Raw genomic sequence first — 18273 nt, forward strand, 5'->3', positions numbered from 1 at the left:
CAAAAATTGTCATTTTTGTCATTTTTGTTTATTGTGCAAATTGTAAGTTGTATAGTTTATAGAATAGCAATTTATAGTAGATTTGTCGTTGATTTTAATCAATTTTATAAATTTTGATAATATTTGAAGAAGTTTAAGAAAGGTTTCTCCCCCGAAGGAGAGAAGTTAGAAGCTTACGCTCCCGGAACAGTTTGTCTATGTTCGATTGAGTAAGTAAAAGTAGGAGTTGTTAAACCATTGATATATTTAACAAATTTACCTGTTTTAGCTTCATAGATACCAATTCTTCCACAGTTCCACTCAGAAATCATAGTCCAATAACCGTGATTTGCTGGCTCAGCGTGTAAGATTCTAGGAGTAATAGCTTGACCTTTAACATCTTTAACAGTTGGAACATTCCATTTGTAAAGAGTTTTGTGCGTTACTGGATCTGTAACAGTACCTTGAGTAGTACCAACAGTAATAATTCTATCTAACTCTAAAGTTTGCTTGTTAATCAAGTGAATTTTATTCCAGTTAGCTTCACCACCAAGTACATTATCTGCCCATAGGAATGGAGTATGCTCAGATGTACCGATAAATAGTCCACCACCACCGATAGGGATTTGACGGATAACATCAAAGTGATCATCCCAGATAGTAACTTGACCTAAGTTCATGTTAACAGTAGCACCAAGTTGTTGACCTAGACCTTCATTAAACCATGAAGAACCTTGTCCTGGGTGTGGCTTAGATGAAGGACCTGTATAGATTTTAGTTACTAAAGATTTAGTTTTAAAGTCTACAACACCAACAACATCAGAACCTTGAGAAGCGATAAATAAATATCTACCAATCTCTTTACCTTCATTTAAGAAACCATCGTGAAGAATGTCACCAATATTTGGAATATCACCAACGATTGGGAAACCTGGTTTAGAATAATCTACGATATATACATGCCCACCATCTTTAAGTGCAAATGCGATATATGGACCATATGGAGTATCAAAGATACCTGCAACACGAGATGAACCGATGTCACCATTTGGTTTAATTACAGATGAAGTTGGGTAAACTTTTAATGGCTCAAGAGTCATTGCATCCATTAGAACAGCTCCACCTGGTACGTAGTTACCTGCCATTAGGTATTTACCATCTGGAGATACCGCTAGACCACGAGAATCAGAACCAACTTGACATTCAGCAATTTTTTGCTGACCCGGAGTGTTAAGGTCGAACATTGTTACTAAACCTGAACGAGAGATTGAGTAAGCATAACGAGGCTGACGCTTATTTGTAACTGTTACGTGAACAGCAAAACCAGCAGGGTGCTTAGATAAAATTTTACCTGAAGTACCATCAACAAATGCAACACGCTCTGCATCTCTTTCTGTTACGAAACAGATATCAGTATTTTTCTTAACATCTGCAGCATCTGTATATTTTTTGTAGAATTTCATTCTGTCATTTAAAGGCTTCCAGCCAGCTTTAACACTATCAAGTGTTAACACAGCCATTGTTCTACCTTTAAAGTGCTGTAGGTAATCAACCATTTTATCAGCATCGTCTTTGTTGAATGAAGCTTTGAATTCTGGCATAGCAGTACCTGCTCTACCATTTAAAATTGCTTCTGCAAGTTTATAAGAATTTTTCTTCTCAATTACAGCAGGACGTAAATCAGAACCAACACCACCTTCGTGATTTGGACCGTGACAACCTTGACACTCTTTTTCAAATACTTTTTCTACATCCATATTAGATGTTCCAGCAAATAGACCTGAACTCACTACTGCTAAAGCAGCAGCTGATATAACTAATTTATTTAATCTCATTTTATTCTTCCTCCTAAAATTTCGATAAAGCGGGCCCTAAGGCCCGCCTACTAGTTGACTTTCTAACTTTCACTTTCTAAACGAGCTTTCTCTTGTTTATAAATCCAAAGCATTGGAAGTACAATAACAGAATGAAGAAAGATAGTTAGAGTTAATGGACCTTGGTTTAACCAAGCAAAAAAGCTTGGTACTACATCTGTCATTGGTTCAAACATAATATATCTCCTTATTTTTCGTGGACTGGGTTTTTACCAGTACTTAAGAAATCTTTTATTAAGAATAAGAAACCTGTGAATGTTACCATTCCCATTATTAGTCTCCAATCCATAGCCTGTGCAAACCACATACCACTCTGACCGTCAAAGTAACCAGCCCAAGTAGCACCCATTTGTGCACGAGAAACAAGAACTTGAACATAACCAGCAATTGTAAGTGCTACTGTCATACCCATAACACCACCAACTATTAGACTAAGTGCCCATAGAGATGATTTAGTATTTTTCATAACTTTAATACCATTTGTACCTTGAATTGCAAGATACATCATACCGATAAGAATAGTTGCATAAGCACCAAAGAACGCTAAGTGTCCGTGAGCTGATGTAAACTGTGTACCGTGTGTATAAAGGTTTACCTGTGGTAGCGTATGAAAGAATCCCCATACACCAGCACCTAAGAAGTTACCGAATGCATTCATCCAGAACCATAGGAAAGCAGGTTGATTGTTAACTACTGATACGTTACTTCCGCTAGCACTTTGTTTACCTTGTTGTTTACCCCAGTCATACATAACGTGGATGAACATTGCTACAAGTGGTAATGGCTCTAGTGCACTAAACAGTGCTCCAATTTCCCACCAGTACTCAGGTGTACCAATCCAGAAATAGTGGTGACCGATACCTAAGATACCTGAACCAAATAGCATTGCTACTTCAATCCATAACCACATTTCAACAACTTTACGGCTTGCACCAATCATAGTGATAAGACCATAAGCAGCAATCGAACCAACGAAAACTTCCCAAGTAGCCTCAACCCATAAGTGAATTACCCACCACCACCAGTACTGATCAACTGTGATATTGTCTGTAAAGAACATACCAGCTAAGTAAAGACCAGCAAAAGCGATCATATCTGCCATAAGAACTGTAACGATACCGCTGTTTTTACCTTTCATACCTGTTAACCATAGATTGGCAACAAATCCAAGAGCAACTACAACAATACCTATATCAGCCCAACGGGGAGCTTCAATATACTCTCTACCTTCATGAATAAACCAGATAGATGTTTCATCTGCCGGCCCAACTTGAATAAATAGATATACTAAAATAACTACAACAATAGCTGCTACAAATACCCAGTATAATAATTTACCAACTTTAATACCAACAGTTTCAATGCCAGTTTCATCAGGTAATAACCAATAAACTGAACCGAACATTGCAAAAACCATCCATACAATTAGTGAATTGATGTGTAACATTCTAGCAACTGAGAAATCTAATAATTCAAATAAGAAGCCCGGCATAACATACTGAATCGCCGCAACTAAACCAAATAGTAACTGTGCACCAAATATGATAGCAGCAAAAGCAAAATACCATGTCGCTAATTGTTTTGATTCACTTCCAATACCTGTTAAGTGATTACTTGCCATGAACTGCTCCTTTGATTTTTCCGAAGTTTCTTGGGAAACCATTTGTATCAATTGATGACATATGTTTCAAGAAAGCAACTAAACCTTTTGCCTCTTCGTGCGTAATACCAAGATCTGGCATCATACGAGCATGAGTTGGATAAGTAGATGGATGTTGTAAGAATTCAGCCATAGCCTCTTCTTTTGTACTTTTGCCAGTCATTGCTTGCATCGTACCATCATTTTGCCATGCTGGATCTAACCAAGCTTTAGTTAAATCTGGTGCATAATATGCTCCATTACCAAGAAGTGTATGACAGTTCATACAGTTTTTAGTTTGAGAACCAAGTTTACCTAGGTGAAGTAAAGCTGCTGCTTCGTCTTCTGAGTAATCATCTCTTCCAAAAAACTTTTCTTTTTCCCCTATCACTGGAACTTCGTGACCACGTTTAGTGCTCATTTCATAAGTGATTTTATAGTTAATAACTGTTGGTCCTGGAACCCTCTTCGTTACGCCATTTTGTAAGTCTGCATCAGTACCCATTGCTATTTGACCCGCTGTGTCAAATGTTAGCCAAATAAGTAGTACTGCTGCAAATCCTGTAATCCACGCTGCTGAACGTTGCCAGAAACGATTGTCACTCCATACAGATACTTTAGCCACTGTGACCTCCTAAAAATTGCTGCTGATATATACAACAATATATCAATGTTCATTCTCTTCGTGAACTTGATGCTGCATATAGTAGATTGCATGAGGAAGTAGAAGTAATCCTATTCCTGCAACTACTAAAGCCTTCGCTGTAAATTCACCTACATGCATTAAACTTCCCATTAAATACAAACAATAGGCAGTTAACATCCAAAATATATATGCGATAGGCATAGTCCATTTTTTTAGTAGTTTAACTTTTACAGCGGTATATATACCAACATAGAATCCTCCAAATACTAAAACAAGTGAAGAGGATACAAAGATAGGTAAGAAATCATCTAGAGCTATATCTTGTCTCATTACTACTTCTTCAATCACGATATCTCCTTTGTGTGTTAATAGTTTTTCAGAATCAGTTGTAGTTTATTCCTATTTATGTTAAAAAGAATTGATATAAATCAATTTATTAAATTAATTTTAAATTTAAGGAAAGTTTTATATTTAACGTAACTTTATGAAACAAGAGGCTAAAATATTAGTAAATATCATAATCAGATATAGTACAACAATGAAGATAAAGTCAGTGTAAATACAACAGTTGTAATAATCATAATTTTTCTTTTTAGACTTTCTCCTATATTATACTTACGTTCGAGAAACTCTCCTAATTTTAGACCTGGATAGACACCAAAGAGTATCATTGGCACAGCCATTACTAATATGATTATAATCTCTTGTGTCATTGTTCACCTTCTGTTATATAGTGCATTGAAATCTTGATATACATCAATTTTTTTTTAAGTTTCTTATTATATCATTGATTAATTAAATTTCTTTGTAAAATTTATATTTTATTAAGAAAGATTAAAAAAGGATTAAAAGATGAAAAAAATCTTATCAATAACATTAATATCAACTGTTGCCTTAATACTTTCATCTGGTTGTTCGGGTGGATCATATTCTCCAGAGCAGAAGGATGCAAAAGTTTCTAAGAATGCATTATATGTTAAGACTCATAACAATGAAAAAATTATTAATGCTATTAAGAAAGCAGGAGAAGAAACAGGTTGGAAAATAACTGAGTTTAAAAGTAATGAAGCTATAGCCGAAAAAACAGATGATGGGAAAACAGTTTCTTCATCAATTAAATTTTCTGATGGACATATAGAGTTTGAAAATGCTGACGCCACTTCTGACCTTCGTGGTGCAATAGAAGATGAGCTTAGTAAAGATTCTTCTTCACACTAAATTACTTACACTGTTCCAGATAACCCTTTAGCTTATCTGGAGTCACTCCCCCTCTTATAGGTTTACATACAAAAAGTTCTTTATTGTCTAAAAAAAAGAGTGTCGGATATGCAAATGTATATAGCATTTCAATAGGATAACTACTCTTTTGATTTTTAGTGATTAAAACTGAAACATACTCTCTGTTTATCTTATCTATGTATGGCTGATTTATAAAAGTTGTTTTTATAGTTTCAATACACTCTTTACACTCTTTTTCTATGAGTAATACCATAAGCTTTTTATTCTCTTTTAATGCCTGCTGATGGGCTTTGTCAAAGTCTCCGTACCAGCTTACATGGCTGGCTTGAAGTATTGATAATAATATTGAAATAAGTATAAAAAAACGCATTTGTCACCTCTGTATTTGAAATTCTTTTTGTATCTCTTTAAGCATCAAAACAGGAGGATTCGGAAGTTGTGGAAATGCTCTTTGCACTATACTCGTTACCCATTGAGGATAGATTCTAAAGTTGAGTTTTACAACTGCTTTTAAAGGATATTTTAGACTCGCAGCATCTGAGATATCATAAGATTCAACTCTTCTCTCTCCTGCAGGAATCCTTGTATCACTTATGAGTTTTTTATATCTCCAAAATAGAAGACCAACGGGTTTTGAATTTTCATCACCAAATACTTTCATAAAAGGTCTTGCATCTATGTCTAAATCACCGTCACTTTTAAGTTTACCACTGCTAAAAACAACATTAGAATCTCTATCTGTAATTGTAATATCAAGCCATAATTCTCTGAAATCTGATACCCCAGTTGGCAAGTGATGTCCAGCCCCAACATTTTTAACTCCAGCTAAAACTTTGCCATCTTTTATATCTACATCAATCTCTGCAGAAGTGCGAAGAAGCTGTATAGTTTGATCCTCATGTTCTTTACTTTTTAGACCAGATAAAAAGTGGTTCGATCCTGAGAAATAGTGAACTTTGATATCCTCTTTCACTTTTCCGCCTGTAGTCGATTGACCTTTGAGCGGTGCACGTTTACCATCTTTCATATATGTCATATGACAATCAATACAAGTCTTGTGTTTACTTGGGTCTTTAGGATTGTTAAAAGGCGATTTTTCCCACTCTTTAAAAGTCGAAACTATCGGTCTTTTAGAATCTTCTGGTAAAAACTCATCATGACAAGATGCACAGTAAGCACTCTTTTTATAAAGCTCTTTTGAGTAACTTTCTTTATGGACTATCGGGTTAGAGTTTATGAACTTTTCACTGAGCCATTTCTCTACACCAGAACTACTATCTTCAAAAACATATTTTTTTCTATTTTTCAAATCCAGTGTATAAGAACTGTTTCCTTTAGAATCTGTTTTTGTTATTCTGTGACAAGTCACACAAGAGACACCTTGTTCAAGTCTAGAGTTTCCGTGTGTTTTAAACTCATCTAGCAAACTTTGTGAGCCTTTCTCAAAAAGGACGCTCGGCATATTGTTTACGTCCATTCTATGTGTAGATCTTTTTTGTTTTGTAGTAACTGCACTTGGATTGTGGCATCCCATACACCACTGTCTAAACTCATCTCCCATATCTGCACCGGCTAAGTTTTCCATTACTATATAGTATGGATTTGTTCCGGTTAGATGCCTATGGTTTGAATCTGCCCATTGGTTGAAAATATCTTCGTGACATGATTTACATTTAGCAGAGTTTGTCCAGTCTTCATTGTGATATCTATCAACACCAATTTCTAGTTCTATGTTTGTTAATTTTTCACTGCTGTATGAGATACTCGGATAAGAGATGCCAACTAGTAAAGCGATAACAACAAAAGGTTTTGCATTGAAATCAATTTTCTTTCTTGCATGAAGGAAAAGAAAATATAGCAATATAAAAGAACCATATAGATGTATGTAATATGATATAACTCCTATAGTATCTCCTCCTGTGTTTCCAACAAGGAAAAGGTAAAATCCGCTTGCAACTATGAAAAATAAAAGTATCCCAAGTGTTACACCGCTTGTACTTTTGGCACGTTTTACTATCATGTACTCATAAGTATGCATATTCACATATGGCAAAAGAAGAAATATAGCTATAAATGCAGAACTCATTATATGAACTGCCTGAATTATTCTAAAATACTCCCAACTTAAGTCAAAGATGCTATATTGAAATATTCCGCTTAAAAACATCAAAATTATAAGTATTTTCATATGTATATTTTTCATACTGTATCCTTGTTTACAACTTTATAATCCACAACATCTCCTTCAAGTGATTTTAAAAATTCTACAATCTCATCAATCTGCCTATTTGTCAGATGCATACCGAGTTGGTGTTTACCCATGAGAAAGACTGCTTCTCTTATTTTGGCAACCGCTCCGTTATGAAAATATGGTGAAGTCTTCGTGACATTTCTAAGCATTGGAACTCTAAAGAGTCTTTCTCCATCTTTACCCATAAAGCCGCCCTTGTTCTCAAACGGAAAGGGGTGATACATCTTGGCATTAAAGTCAAAGTCACTGACTTCTCTCCCCTTATCCTCTTCATTAAAAGAGTTTGTCACATCAACTATACTGTTGTAGTCTCTAAGGGGAAACTTTTGTATGCTCTGTCCGCCGACTGTTACGCCCGTATGACAACCTTTGCATCCGAAGTTTAAAAAGTTTGCCAGACCTTTTTTTGCTTTTTTGCTCATTGCGTCGTTATCACCGTCTAAAAATCTGTCATAATCACTACGAGTAACTAGAGTTTTAAGATAAGCACCGATTGCTTTTTCAACATTTTCAAAACTAACCTTGTCAAATGCAAGTTTAAATTTTTTTACATACTTGGCATCTTCGAGAAGTCTTTTTTCAACTTCTTCTATTGAAAGGTTCATTTGAGTCGGGTCCTGTATAGAGAGTCCAACTTGCTTCTCTACGCTTTTAACACTTCCATCCCATGTCTGAAACTTCGCTAAAGCAACATTTAGAGTTGTAAGTGTGTTTAGATGAAAAGGATTTTCTGCTCCGCCATGTCCGACTGCAGTCTCAAATCTGTCAGTTCCGCTTTGGTCTGAGAGATGACATACAACACAGTCTGTTTTATCATTTGTTTTGGAAGTCAGCGCTTTTAAATATATGTTTTTGTCTTTTAGGTTTTTACTTAGAACGTGACAAGTTGCACAACTGATATCTTTGTCTTTAGAGAGCATCTTCTCATGGTAAAGGTCACGACCGAGATCTATCTTCTCTTTACTCATTCTATTTTCAGGTGTATCTACTAACTTTAAAAGATCGCCGTAAGTAGCAGGAGTACTAGACATATTTCTTGATAATGCGGCAGTTCTTAAAGCGTCATCATCAAACTGCTGTTTTTCTTTTGTTGGTAAGAGAAAAGATACAGAGGTTAAAAGTAATATGATAAATATAAATACATAAGTGAAAAATTTCATAATAATTTCCTATTATTTTACTATTATGTTATAGTATAGGACAAATGAAAAAAGATAGCAATAACTTTTTAGCAACAGAAGGATTTTATTTTAGCACAAAAGGAAATATTATCTATATAATAAACCTTTTGAACTAAGGAAAATCAGGAGCTAGATGCCAAAAGTTTCTTTTACTTTTATCTCAAATGCTTCATCGCTTAATGCTTTTCTCAAAGGAATAAAAGTTTCAGCTTCAGCACCGACAGGTATAAATATTTTAGAGTTCTCATCTTCAATGATATTTTTTACAGCATCTGCTATGGGTTGAGGATTTGGACCTTCATTTATAACCTTTGCAACGATTGGTACAAAGTGAGATACTAACTTTTCATATGGTGAGTCTTTAGCAGTTGTTTTAGCATTTGCAACAAGTCCATTTTTAACAAAGTTTGTACCAAAAAGTCCAGATTGAATAGAGTGAACTCTTACATTGAAAGGTAGTGTTTCAAATCTTAAAGAGTCAACTATACCTTCAACTGCATATTTTGAAGCATTGTAGTGTGCTAAAAGTGGAAGACCAATTTTACCTAAGAACGAAGAGATGTTGATAATAACTCCACTTTTTGCTTCTCTCATATACGGAAGAACCCCGCGAGTAACTTTTAAAAGACCAAATACATTTACATCAAACTGGTTAAACATCTCTTCATCAGTTCCATCTTCAACAGTTGCTAAAAGTCCGTATCCTGCATTGTTAACAAGAACGTCAATTTTACCTTCGTTTATGATTATAGTCTCTACAGCACTATTTATAGTATCTGTTTTTGTTACATCTATATAGATATTTTTAAGTGAAGAATTATTACTGATTGCATCTGCATCTCTCGTTCCTGCATATACTGTATAACCGTTATCAGATAAAAATTCTGCTGTTAGTTTTCCCATTCCAGAACTTGCACCCGTTATTAAAACTACTTTTGACATTTTGAACTCCTAAGGTTTGATTTTCTAGAGTATATATAAACCAGAAGTTACCTTCAATACTTTTTTAGCAGTAGAAGAATTTTATTTTAGCACTAGAGGAATTATTTTTTTAGTAGGTCTTTTGGATAGATGCCATAGTGCTCAAAAAAGAGTTTTGAGAAATGTCCTTGATGTTTGTAGCCGACTTCTTTGGCAATTTCACCGATGTTTAGAGACTTTTCTTTTAAAAGCAAGTTGGCTTTTTCAAGACGAAGTTTTTGTATATATCCGTAGATAGTTGTTTTATAGACTTTTTTAAAAATCTTTTTTAGACTTGTCTCATTAGTCGCACAAAGGTGAGCTAGTATCTGGATACTTGGTGGTGTAGAAAAACTGCGCAGTAAAATATCTTTAGAAGTTTTTGATATACAAATCTCATCATCGCTAAGTTCATTATCAACCATATCTAAAAGCCCAAATCTGTGAATCATAAACTCTAAAATATTATGCTCACATCTGATGCTATTCATATACGCATCTGCTTTTGTATTTAGTACTTTGTCTATTATGTGTAGACTCATAGCATCTATGGGGTGAGAGTCCACAAGCTCACATGAGATTTCATCTTGGAGTTTGTCGTAGAGATAGTTTATGACTTCGTTTGCATCTGAGCTCAAATATCTTTTTAAAATAAAGTCAGCAACAAAAAGAACAAATATCTCCACATCTGTCTCTTTTTTTATTCTAAGAGATAAATCTTGTCTTGAAGATATAAAAATATCTATGCTGTTTTCTTTAACTTCAAAACACTTCTTTTGGAGATGGTCGTCTATAGTAAAAGAACCTTTTTTGCTAACGGGTATAGCTATCATCCTGTCAAGATTTTTTACATGATAGACTTGGTCTTGAGAGGAGTTTAAAAGTATGTTAAAAAAGACTATGCCGTTTGAAATATCTACTCTTGTAACATGCTCTTTTTTTGTCTCAAGCAGTTTGGTTATTTTATAGCTGGTATTTGTTATGTTGAAGAAAAAACTATCCATTATATATTGTAATGCTCCCTGACACGTCTTTCAAAATCTTCATCGCTAAGCTCTCTTCTCATAGGGATAAACTTTTTAGCTTTATCGCCTATTGTTGCACGAGCTGGAAACTTATCGTTATTTATGACTTCTAAAATCATCTCACCTATCTCTACGGCAGAGTTACCACTGTTTATCTGCTCGACTATAACAGGCGCAAGGTTAGATACAAGAGATGAATATGCAGAGTTTTTATCAAAAGTTTTTGCATTTGTGACAAGGTTTCCTCTTGCAAAGTTAGTGTCAAAAAAGCCAGGCATGATAGAGTGAACTCTGATGTTAAACTCTTTTAGCTCATAGCGAAGAGAATCAGTAATACCCTCAACTGCATACTTACTGGAGTTGTACATAGTAAGAAGCGGAAGACCGATTTTCCCTAAAAATGAAGAGATGTTGACGATAACACCATCCTCTTTTTCTCTCATGATGGGGATGACAGCCTTACAAACTCTAAGCACACCAAATACGTTTATGTTGAACTGGGAAAGCATCTCTTCTTCAGTAACATCTTCGACTGTAGAGACAAGTCCATATCCTGCATTGTTTATAAGAACGTCTATCTGTTTATGTTCTTTGTAGATAAGGCCTGTTACTTTGTCTATACTCTCTTGGTCGGTAATATCTAAATAAATAGGAATAATATTTTTATGGTTTAAATCTTCTAGGTTCTTAATACTGCGAGTTCCAGCATATACTATGAAATCATGTTTTGATAAATACTCAGCAGTAGCTCTACCCATACCAGAACTTGCACCTGTAATAAGAACTATTTTTTTGATGCTAAACTCCTAATTCAAACTTAAGGCTAAGAGTATATCATATCGGTTAAAAAAATAAATAGATATATATCAAGGATAAACATGGATTTTTTCAAGTACATACATGCTGTTGGAACAGGACCAAAAGGTAATAGAGACCTGACTTTAGAAGAGTCTAAAGACATGATGGATCAGATTTTAAATCAGTCTATTCCCAGTGAACAATCGGCTGCATTTCTTTTAGGTTGGAGACTAAAACCTGAGACGACTACAGAGTTCCGTGGAGCTATAGAAGCTTGTGACGCTTACATAGAAAAAACTACAGTTGCTAACTCTTTAGAGCTTGGTTACCCGTTTGATGGAAAAGCAAAAAATCCTTATATATTTGCACTTGTAGCAAAAATTCTTGAAGAGTCAGGACTTAATCTTGTTGTAATCGGAGATGAGCTTACACCTGCAAAAGGCGGGATAACTATCAAAGATATCTGTACAAATATAGAACTAAGCAAAAACGCTCACTACTTTGACCGAGCAGACTTCTTTCCTAAGATGAGTGACTTAACTGAACTTCGTATGAAACTTGGACTTCGCAGCGGTTTTAACACTATAGAAAAACTTCCTCGTGTTGCTAACAGTGAGTACGCTATAACAGGTGTGTTTCATAAGCCGTATGTAAAAAAATACGTAGATATATTTTCTGACAGATATAAGAGATTTGCACTTATCCAAGGAAATGAAGGAACTCCAGAGCTGTTTAGCAAAGGTCGTCTATGGATTTCAAACGATGGTGATGTAGATGAGGTCATAGTTGACCCTGCAGACTACGGAATCAACTACACAAAATCATGGGATGCTATAACTTTAGAAGATTCTCTAAATCAGTTAAACAATCCATCAGATGAGTACATGAAGCTCGCAAAACTAAATGCTGCAGTTTATCTTTTCGTGACTGAAAATGCTTCTAGTATTGATGAGGCTTGGGAAAAACTAAACTAATAGAATATTTTAGAAACCTCTTGTTCCCAAGCAGGAGCTTGGGAACAAGAGGTTTTTTATTATTTTTTATCACACCATATTATTAAATGATCTAGCGTTAATATAGTCTTACCATCAACTAAATATCCATATTGTTCTTCTTTAAATATTTTATTTAATTTAATACACCCACTTGTATTATCAACTGGAGAAATTATGTTTTGATTTAATTTTGATATTAGTTTAGTTCTCTCCTTATCACTATATACTTCTAATATCATATTATACTTTTGATTTAATTTTACATTTGATACTGTAGGATGAGTAGCACTAGTATTTTTATCTGTTTTATTCAAATAATGAGTATATACAATATTCCTTATATTTGATGGATTAGACAATATCATTTTAGTCCATACTTTTTGATCTGAAAATGGTTTTTTAACTTTCACTTTAAAATAATAAACCAGTTGAGATCTCTTACCATTAGTATTTGCTAGCCAATATCCTGCTTTTATTGTTTTTAAATATTCGTTTTCTTCTGCTTTTGGAAAGTTTGAACTGTACCCAATATCACTTGTTTTTATACCTGATAACCATACAGGTTCTCTAATTATTGCAGCTGCTCCACCATTTGGAATACCATGCACACCAGGTATTACACATCCAGTTAAATTTAAAACAACTAGTATAGTTATCATTACATTAATTAATATCTTCATTTCCTTCCTTTATTATTAAACTAAATTATATACAAAGTAACTTTATATAATATAAATTGTATTCTATCTATATTAAGTCAGTAAACTTTCCACTATAATTACAAAAAACATATTTAAAGGCCAGAAATGGATAAGACTTCAAACCATATTAGAAACATACTTCACGGCTTTTTCCTTACTATCGGTACTACAATAGCTGAGCCTTCTACAATTTTACCTCTTATAGTTAACTACTTTGGAGGTAGCTCGATGCTGGTTGGTTTTTTTGCGGCTTTGCTTCGTGGTGGGGCTGTTGTAGTTCAGCTTTTTGCAGCATTTCAGGCACAGAGTTACTCTCTTATGATGCCTTACATCAGACGTGTTTTTATAATTAGATTTTTAGCTTGGTTTTTTATCGGTGTAGCTATCATAGTCTTTGGAGAGAACTCTCCAAACTTGACACTTTTTTCCATCGGTATAGGTCTTTTTATCTTCTCTTTTAGTGCAGGTTTTGGAGCGATATACTTTAAAGATATTATTGCCAAGATTTTTTCTCATAGATTCCGTGGAAAAACTATGGCGTATCGCCAATTTTTTAGTGGGGCAGGCGGTCTTGTCAGTGGAGCATTAGCTGGTTGGATAATACATACTTTTGAAGCACCGTATAGTTATGGATATCTCTTCATTATAAGCTCGTTCATTATGGGTTTTGGTTATCTCTCTTTTGGAACTATTGATGAGCCTGCAAAAGAGGAAGTAGCTAAGAGGGAGAACTCTTTTAAAAAGTTTCTTCATAACTCTTGGATAACTCTTAAAGAAGATAAAAACCTGCAGATACAGCTAAAGACTTTTCTACTAGCTTATGCTTACCTCATAGCTCTTCCGTTTATCATATTAGATGCACAGACGAAGATAGAACTTGACGGTGTAGCTATCGGTAGTCTTATCACTACACAGATGATAGGGGCAATGCTTAGTAATTTTTTATGGGGAAGACTTAGCGGACATGGGCTAAACAAGCTAACTGCTAACATCTCTATATCTCTGCAGATTATCGCTATCTTAATAGCGTTTAATGCATCTTCACTCTATGAATATATGGCAGTTTTCTTTATAGTTGGAGCTGCACTTGATGGAAACCGTATAGCATCTGGGAATCTTATACTTTCTATTGCACCTGCTGAGAAAAGACCTGTATATGTAGCCATCCATATTAATGTTGTTTCATTTGGGTTGTTTTTCTCAATAATAGGCGGAGTTATTTTACATTTTTTTAGTTATACGGTGCTTTATAGCACTGCAACTGCAATGCTGTTTCTGTCGTTATATTTTTCTTTTAAATTAAAAGACTAGTAAGAGCTAGATGCCAAAAAAGCTTTTTATAAAGGCTCTCTCTTTTGGTGTTTCTATAGAAATTTCTATAGTTGTATTGTTTTCTTTACTTATTAAAAGAGTATTGTTCTCAACACTAAGATGATCTTTAGCCCACTCTTGGTCAAGTTCATCTAAGCGGTGAAGAACTTCAGCTGCACTAGGTTTCTCTTTATTCTCTGGATCATTTAAATTTAAAATAGTTAAGCCACCCATTCTTTTTTCTAGTTGGTAAGGACTATGAACTTTAAATGCTTTGTATATTCTTTCATTTTTTTCCTCAGGCATAGCTCTTTTCATTGAAAGGATACCCATTATTAAAAAAGCTGATAGCAGTCCAAATATAAAGGCCTTTTTTACTAAACTCATTCCACTTTTTTCTTCGCTCATTTACTACTCCATTGTTTAATATAATCTTCTGCTTTTTTATCAAGCATCTTCATTCTATCTTTACCTTTTGGCAAAGTCTTTCTTAAATCTTTCATCTCTTTTAAAAAATCACTTATTCCCTCTGGAATAAGGTTTTGCAGATACATTCTTAGATGCTTCGCCATCGCAGGAGATGCACCGGATGTTGAAATAGCAATTGTTAAATCATCTTTTTTTACATAAGATGGAAAGATAAAGTCGCAGTAGTCAACTGAGTCCACAGAGTTACACAGACAGTTATACTGTTTTGACTCTGCAAATATCTCTGCTTGAAGAGGAATGTCATCAACTGCAACTATAACAACTGCAAAATCTTTTATATCACCACTCTTGTAAGCTCTTTGCTCAAAAGCTAGATGATTATCTTTTATGCCTTTAGCCATATCTTCACAAAGGTCAAGTGCAATTACGGAAATATCTTTTGTAAAGTCTAAAAGATGGTCTAACTTTTCATAAGCTATGTATCCACCGCCAATTATAAGTATCTTTTTATTGTCTAATTTTAGAAAAGCCGGAAAATAAGCCATGTTTCTCTTTCATATTTTTGACAACATCATAGCATAATCTGTAAAATTACAAACTTGATGTACATCAACTGATATTAATTTAAATTAGATTACAATCTTTTAACAAAATAATCAATAAAAAGAATGTAAATATGAAAGACGAAATACTATCTAGAATACAGAAAAAGTTTCCTTTAGTTGCAAGACCCTTTAAGGTGATTGCCCAAGAACTAGGTATGAGTGAAGAAGAAGTTTTAGATATTTTACAAGAGCAAAAGAAAAGTAATATTATTCGCCAAACATCTGCTATATTTGACACAAAAAGATTGGGTTATAAATCTTCTTTAGTAGCTTTTAAAGTCGCTCAAGAGAAGATAAGTGCTGCAGTTAAAATTATTAATTCGCATCCTGGTATCTCTCACAACTACGAAAGAAATCATGAGTTTAATATTTGGTTTACTCTCGGTGTTTCGCCTGATTCTAAGCTAGGTCTTGATAGAACAGTTGAGATTCTTGCAGAGCTTACAGAGGCAGATGACTACATTATGCTTCCGACTCTAAAACTTTTCAAAATTAATGTTAAACTAAACACAACTGGAAAAGATGAGAAAAAAGAAGAAGTTAAAAAAGTTGTTCATACTGAGATAAATATGACTCCTCTTCATCATGCTATCGTCCAGAAGGCTCAATATGATATAGATATGGTAAGTGAACCATTCAAAAAAATTATTGATGAGCTTGATATAGATTATGACAAATTTTTCTCAATCCTCAAAGAACTCCAAGAGGCTGGAATCATGAGAAGATTTGCATCTATACTTAACCATAGAAAAGCAGGTTTCAATGCAAACGCTATGGTTGTTTGGGATGTAGATGAGACGAACGGTGAGGAGATAGGAGCGACTGCTGCAGCATTTAGTGCTGTAAGTCACTGCTACCTTCGTCCTAAGTACGCAAATTGGCCATATAATCTATTTACTATGGTTCATGGAAAGACTAAAGAAGAAACAAACAGCATCATCGCGGAAATGGCGAACGAAATAGATGCTAAATCTCATATGCCACTTTACAGCTCAAGAGAGTTTAAAAAAGTGCGTATTGAGTACTTTACCCCGGCTATTGAAGCTTGGGAAAAACAGCACGATAAACAGGAAGCATAATGGAATTATTTTTTGAGCTAGAGATAGTATATATAGTTATAGGAATTTTTATTCTTGTTGTCACAGCCATTGTAACAACAAGAGACTTTGTACCAAAAGTAGCTTTTAGCCGTGGAATGACAATGGTGTCTATGTTCCTTGTTACTATGATTTCAATTCACTATTATATGACAACTAGTCGTATGGAGGGTGTTAAAGACATTTTTAACAACGGCGAGACAGTAATTTGTGAAAACAAGATGCGTAGAACAATCTCAAGATCAGTCCTGCTTTCTAAAGAGTTAGGCTGGAGACTTGAAGGTGATAAATTTAAAAATGATGATTATGAGAGAGACTTTCATACGTCAAGATGTATAGAATTTGACGGGATAGTACCTAAGTAGATGCTAGATGTACTAAAACGCTACTCAATGGCATTTATCTTTCTTTTTATAGTTGTGGCATTGATGTTAGCCGGGACTATGGGTGTGATGAGCTTTGGTGATAAGATGCTTAGAGATACAGGTGTTGAGATGCAAACGATGAAACCAAGAGGAGAGGATTTAAGTAAATGAGTTTGAGTATAATACTGACTATTGGAATTATTTTAAGTGTTGCTTTTCACTTTATAGGTGTTTATGCAGGGGCAAAAAAGACTGTCTGGATTATGATAGTCATTATGTGGGCAGGATCAATAAATATTGCTATGAGTGAAATAAAACCTATTGGATACAAAGATATCAAAGAGATGAAGGGTCAGTTTGCTGATACTGATATTCTTATCGAAGAAGCGGGCGATGAAGTCTCTGTATATGAAATGTTAAAGATAAAAAAAAGCTATCAAATAAATAATCCAAAGAAATGATAGATAGAAAAAGTGTTGGTATAGTTGGCTGTGGCTGGCTTGGAAATCCATTATCTAAAGAACTATCTGATACTTTTAAAGTAGAATGTTACTCTAGAGAGACTACGAGTGACGATTCTATATTCTGGCAGAGTGATACTATAATCATCGCCATAAATACAAAAGATAACTACCTCCAAACACTTCAAAAAATAGCAAAACTTTCATCTCCAATTTCAAACATTATACTGATGAGTTCTACTTCTGTATATAGAGAGTTTGACACTAACGTGGATGAGAGTGCGAATATCACAAAAAGAGGGCTTCAAAAAGAGGCTGAAGAGCTAATGCAAGGGCTTAGAGATAAGTTAGTCATACTTCGTCTTGGTGGACTTATGGGTGAAGATAGAATCTCTGGAAAGTGGAAAAGTGTTTCAATATTTTGCGATGGAGAGGTAAACTATATCCACCGTGATGATGTTATAAAGATAATTAAAAAGATTTTAGAGAGTCAAGTCGTAAACGACATTTTCAATCTTGTCGCTCCTTTGCATCCGCTTCGCTCAGAAGTACATAAAAAAAACTGTAAAATTTTTAATCTTGAACTTGGAACTTTTGAAGGAAGAACATACCGCGTTGTATCATCAGAGAAAATAATCAAAAGATTAAACTACACTTTCTTGCATCCAAATCCTCTTAAATTTTGGGAATAATGAGTTTTATGGTATAACATAGCAT

Annotated in this window: 23 protein-coding genes; 8 read left to right on the forward strand and 15 right to left on the reverse strand. The window is 34.4% G+C overall.

What is annotated here, in order from left to right:
- Nucleotides 1–173 precede the first annotated feature (173 nt).
- From ACLHDE_RS00770 to ACLHDE_RS00795, 6 genes are all read right to left on the reverse strand, one after another.
- Complete coding sequence (locus ACLHDE_RS00770) at nt 174–1814, reverse strand: cytochrome D1 domain-containing protein (RefSeq protein WP_415397256.1); 1641 nt, start codon at nt 1812–1814, stop codon at nt 174–176.
- Nucleotides 1815–1876: 62 nt separating this feature from the next.
- Nucleotides 1877–2029 (reverse strand): hypothetical protein, encoded by a 153-nt coding sequence (locus tag ACLHDE_RS00775; protein ID WP_415397257.1) that lies wholly within the window; start codon nt 2027–2029, stop codon nt 1877–1879.
- Between the two features lie 11 nt (nt 2030–2040).
- Complete coding sequence (locus ACLHDE_RS00780) at nt 2041–3474, reverse strand: cbb3-type cytochrome c oxidase subunit I (RefSeq protein WP_415397258.1); 1434 nt, start codon at nt 3472–3474, stop codon at nt 2041–2043.
- A complete protein-coding gene (locus tag ACLHDE_RS00785) occupies nt 3464–4117 on the reverse strand; it encodes a c-type cytochrome (RefSeq protein ID WP_415397259.1) in 654 nt (217 codons plus the stop codon). Before ACLHDE_RS00785 ends, ACLHDE_RS00780 begins: the two co-directional genes overlap by 11 nt.
- 42 nt (nt 4118–4159) lie before the next feature.
- Nucleotides 4160–4486: a hypothetical protein gene (locus ACLHDE_RS00790; RefSeq protein ID WP_415397260.1), complete on the reverse strand. Its 327-nt coding sequence runs from the start codon at nt 4484–4486 to the stop codon at nt 4160–4162.
- A gap of 173 nt (nt 4487–4659) precedes the next feature.
- On the reverse strand, nt 4660–4851 hold the full coding sequence (locus ACLHDE_RS00795) for a hypothetical protein (RefSeq protein WP_415397261.1): 192 nt from the start codon (nt 4849–4851) through the stop codon (nt 4660–4662).
- A gap of 139 nt (nt 4852–4990) precedes the next feature.
- On the opposite strand from ACLHDE_RS00795, the gene ACLHDE_RS00800 reads away from it, so the two are divergent.
- On the forward strand, nt 4991–5356 hold the full coding sequence (locus tag ACLHDE_RS00800; protein ID WP_415397262.1) for a hypothetical protein: 366 nt from the start codon (nt 4991–4993) through the stop codon (nt 5354–5356).
- A gap of 1 nt (nt 5357) precedes the next feature.
- Here the strand turns inward: ACLHDE_RS00800 and ACLHDE_RS00805 are convergent, their stop codons facing one another.
- The 6 genes from ACLHDE_RS00805 to ACLHDE_RS00830 form a co-directional block, all read right to left on the reverse strand.
- Nucleotides 5358–5747 (reverse strand): thioredoxin family protein, encoded by a 390-nt coding sequence (locus ACLHDE_RS00805; RefSeq protein WP_415397263.1) that lies wholly within the window; start codon nt 5745–5747, stop codon nt 5358–5360.
- Nucleotides 5748–5750: 3 nt separating this feature from the next.
- Nucleotides 5751–7580 carry a multiheme c-type cytochrome gene (locus tag ACLHDE_RS00810; RefSeq protein ID WP_415397264.1) on the reverse strand — a complete coding sequence of 610 codons (1830 nt, stop codon included), beginning with the start codon at nt 7578–7580 and terminating at the stop codon, nt 5751–5753.
- A complete protein-coding gene (locus ACLHDE_RS00815) occupies nt 7577–8788 on the reverse strand; it encodes a cytochrome-c peroxidase (protein ID WP_415397265.1) in 1212 nt (403 codons plus the stop codon). The genes ACLHDE_RS00810 and ACLHDE_RS00815 overlap by 4 nt, the downstream gene beginning before the upstream one ends.
- A 150-nt stretch (nt 8789–8938) precedes the next feature.
- Nucleotides 8939–9751 (reverse strand): SDR family oxidoreductase, encoded by an 813-nt coding sequence (locus ACLHDE_RS00820; RefSeq protein ID WP_415397266.1) that lies wholly within the window; start codon nt 9749–9751, stop codon nt 8939–8941.
- A gap of 101 nt (nt 9752–9852) precedes the next feature.
- Complete coding sequence (locus tag ACLHDE_RS00825; protein WP_415397267.1) at nt 9853–10773, reverse strand: helix-turn-helix domain-containing protein; 921 nt, start codon at nt 10771–10773, stop codon at nt 9853–9855.
- The gene (locus ACLHDE_RS00830) at nt 10773–11552 is read right to left on the reverse strand and encodes an SDR family oxidoreductase (RefSeq protein WP_415397268.1); all 780 of its coding nucleotides are present in this window, start codon (nt 11550–11552) and stop codon (nt 10773–10775) included. The genes ACLHDE_RS00825 and ACLHDE_RS00830 overlap by 1 nt, the downstream gene beginning before the upstream one ends.
- 120 nt (nt 11553–11672) lie before the next feature.
- Between ACLHDE_RS00830 and ACLHDE_RS00835 the strand changes: the two genes are divergently transcribed.
- Nucleotides 11673–12566, forward strand: a complete 894-nt coding sequence (locus ACLHDE_RS00835) for a glycosyl transferase (RefSeq protein WP_415397269.1) — start codon at nt 11673–11675, stop codon at nt 12564–12566.
- Nucleotides 12567–12625: 59 nt separating this feature from the next.
- On the opposite strand, the gene ACLHDE_RS00840 is transcribed toward ACLHDE_RS00835, so the two are convergent.
- Nucleotides 12626–13267: a hypothetical protein gene (locus ACLHDE_RS00840; protein WP_415397270.1), complete on the reverse strand. Its 642-nt coding sequence runs from the start codon at nt 13265–13267 to the stop codon at nt 12626–12628.
- Nucleotides 13268–13393: 126 nt separating this feature from the next.
- Between ACLHDE_RS00840 and ACLHDE_RS00845 the strand changes: the two genes are divergently transcribed.
- Nucleotides 13394–14599: an MFS transporter gene (locus tag ACLHDE_RS00845; RefSeq protein ID WP_415397271.1), complete on the forward strand. Its 1206-nt coding sequence runs from the start codon at nt 13394–13396 to the stop codon at nt 14597–14599.
- Between the two features lie 6 nt (nt 14600–14605).
- On the opposite strand, the gene ACLHDE_RS00850 is transcribed toward ACLHDE_RS00845, so the two are convergent.
- On the reverse strand, nt 14606–15007 hold the full coding sequence (locus ACLHDE_RS00850; protein ID WP_415397272.1) for a hypothetical protein: 402 nt from the start codon (nt 15005–15007) through the stop codon (nt 14606–14608).
- Nucleotides 15004–15573: a precorrin-2 dehydrogenase/sirohydrochlorin ferrochelatase family protein gene (locus ACLHDE_RS00855; protein ID WP_415397273.1), complete on the reverse strand. Its 570-nt coding sequence runs from the start codon at nt 15571–15573 to the stop codon at nt 15004–15006. Before ACLHDE_RS00855 ends, ACLHDE_RS00850 begins: the two co-directional genes overlap by 4 nt.
- Before the next feature lie 131 nt (nt 15574–15704).
- On the opposite strand from ACLHDE_RS00855, the gene ACLHDE_RS00860 reads away from it, so the two are divergent.
- From ACLHDE_RS00860 to ACLHDE_RS00880, 5 genes are read left to right on the forward strand one after another with little or no spacing between them, the layout of a single operon-like run.
- A complete protein-coding gene (locus tag ACLHDE_RS00860; protein WP_415397274.1) occupies nt 15705–16712 on the forward strand; it encodes an Lrp/AsnC family transcriptional regulator in 1008 nt (335 codons plus the stop codon).
- On the forward strand, nt 16712–17095 hold the full coding sequence (locus ACLHDE_RS00865) for a hypothetical protein (RefSeq protein WP_415397275.1): 384 nt from the start codon (nt 16712–16714) through the stop codon (nt 17093–17095). The genes ACLHDE_RS00860 and ACLHDE_RS00865 overlap by 1 nt, the downstream gene beginning before the upstream one ends.
- Complete coding sequence (locus ACLHDE_RS00870) at nt 17096–17266, forward strand: hypothetical protein (protein ID WP_415397276.1); 171 nt, start codon at nt 17096–17098, stop codon at nt 17264–17266.
- Nucleotides 17263–17556 carry a hypothetical protein gene (locus ACLHDE_RS00875; protein WP_415397277.1) on the forward strand — a complete coding sequence of 98 codons (294 nt, stop codon included), beginning with the start codon at nt 17263–17265 and terminating at the stop codon, nt 17554–17556. Before ACLHDE_RS00870 ends, ACLHDE_RS00875 begins: the two co-directional genes overlap by 4 nt.
- Nucleotides 17553–18248, forward strand: coding sequence for a hypothetical protein (locus tag ACLHDE_RS00880; RefSeq protein WP_415397278.1), 696 nt, complete (start codon nt 17553–17555; stop codon nt 18246–18248). Before ACLHDE_RS00875 ends, ACLHDE_RS00880 begins: the two co-directional genes overlap by 4 nt.
- Nucleotides 18249–18273: the final 25 nt, after the last annotated feature.

This window comes from Sulfurimonas iocasae, assembly GCF_047716755.1.
Lineage (GTDB): Bacteria > Campylobacterota > Campylobacteria > Campylobacterales > Sulfurimonadaceae > Sulfurimonas.

Coding starts and splice junctions, on each gene's coding strand:
- ACLHDE_RS00770 (WP_415397256.1), bottom strand. CDS start 1,814: ATGAGATTAAATAAATTAGTTATATCAGCTGCTGCTTTAGCAGTAGTG.
- ACLHDE_RS00775 (WP_415397257.1), bottom strand. CDS start 2,029: ATGTTTGAACCAATGACAGATGTAGTACCAAGCTTTTTTGCTTGGTTA.
- ACLHDE_RS00780 (WP_415397258.1), bottom strand. CDS start 3,474: ATGGCAAGTAATCACTTAACAGGTATTGGAAGTGAATCAAAACAATTA.
- ACLHDE_RS00795 (WP_415397261.1), bottom strand. CDS start 4,851: ATGACACAAGAGATTATAATCATATTAGTAATGGCTGTGCCAATGATA.
- ACLHDE_RS00800 (WP_415397262.1), top strand. CDS start 4,991: ATGAAAAAAATCTTATCAATAACATTAATATCAACTGTTGCCTTAATA.
- ACLHDE_RS00805 (WP_415397263.1), bottom strand. CDS start 5,747: ATGCGTTTTTTTATACTTATTTCAATATTATTATCAATACTTCAAGCC.
- ACLHDE_RS00810 (WP_415397264.1), bottom strand. CDS start 7,580: ATGAAAAATATACATATGAAAATACTTATAATTTTGATGTTTTTAAGC.
- ACLHDE_RS00815 (WP_415397265.1), bottom strand. CDS start 8,788: ATGAAATTTTTCACTTATGTATTTATATTTATCATATTACTTTTAACC.
- ACLHDE_RS00820 (WP_415397266.1), bottom strand. CDS start 9,751: ATGTCAAAAGTAGTTTTAATAACGGGTGCAAGTTCTGGAATGGGAAAA.
- ACLHDE_RS00825 (WP_415397267.1), bottom strand. CDS start 10,773: ATGGATAGTTTTTTCTTCAACATAACAAATACCAGCTATAAAATAACC.
- ACLHDE_RS00830 (WP_415397268.1), bottom strand. CDS start 11,552: ATGGGTAGAGCTACTGCTGAGTATTTATCAAAACATGATTTCATAGTA.
- ACLHDE_RS00835 (WP_415397269.1), top strand. CDS start 11,673: ATGGATTTTTTCAAGTACATACATGCTGTTGGAACAGGACCAAAAGGT.
- ACLHDE_RS00840 (WP_415397270.1), bottom strand. CDS start 13,267: ATGAAGATATTAATTAATGTAATGATAACTATACTAGTTGTTTTAAAT.
- ACLHDE_RS00845 (WP_415397271.1), top strand. CDS start 13,394: ATGGATAAGACTTCAAACCATATTAGAAACATACTTCACGGCTTTTTC.
- ACLHDE_RS00850 (WP_415397272.1), bottom strand. CDS start 15,007: ATGAGCGAAGAAAAAAGTGGAATGAGTTTAGTAAAAAAGGCCTTTATA.
- ACLHDE_RS00855 (WP_415397273.1), bottom strand. CDS start 15,573: ATGGCTTATTTTCCGGCTTTTCTAAAATTAGACAATAAAAAGATACTT.
- ACLHDE_RS00860 (WP_415397274.1), top strand. CDS start 15,705: ATGAAAGACGAAATACTATCTAGAATACAGAAAAAGTTTCCTTTAGTT.
- ACLHDE_RS00865 (WP_415397275.1), top strand. CDS start 16,712: ATGGAATTATTTTTTGAGCTAGAGATAGTATATATAGTTATAGGAATT.
- ACLHDE_RS00870 (WP_415397276.1), top strand. CDS start 17,096: ATGCTAGATGTACTAAAACGCTACTCAATGGCATTTATCTTTCTTTTT.
- ACLHDE_RS00875 (WP_415397277.1), top strand. CDS start 17,263: ATGAGTTTGAGTATAATACTGACTATTGGAATTATTTTAAGTGTTGCT.
- ACLHDE_RS00880 (WP_415397278.1), top strand. CDS start 17,553: ATGATAGATAGAAAAAGTGTTGGTATAGTTGGCTGTGGCTGGCTTGGA.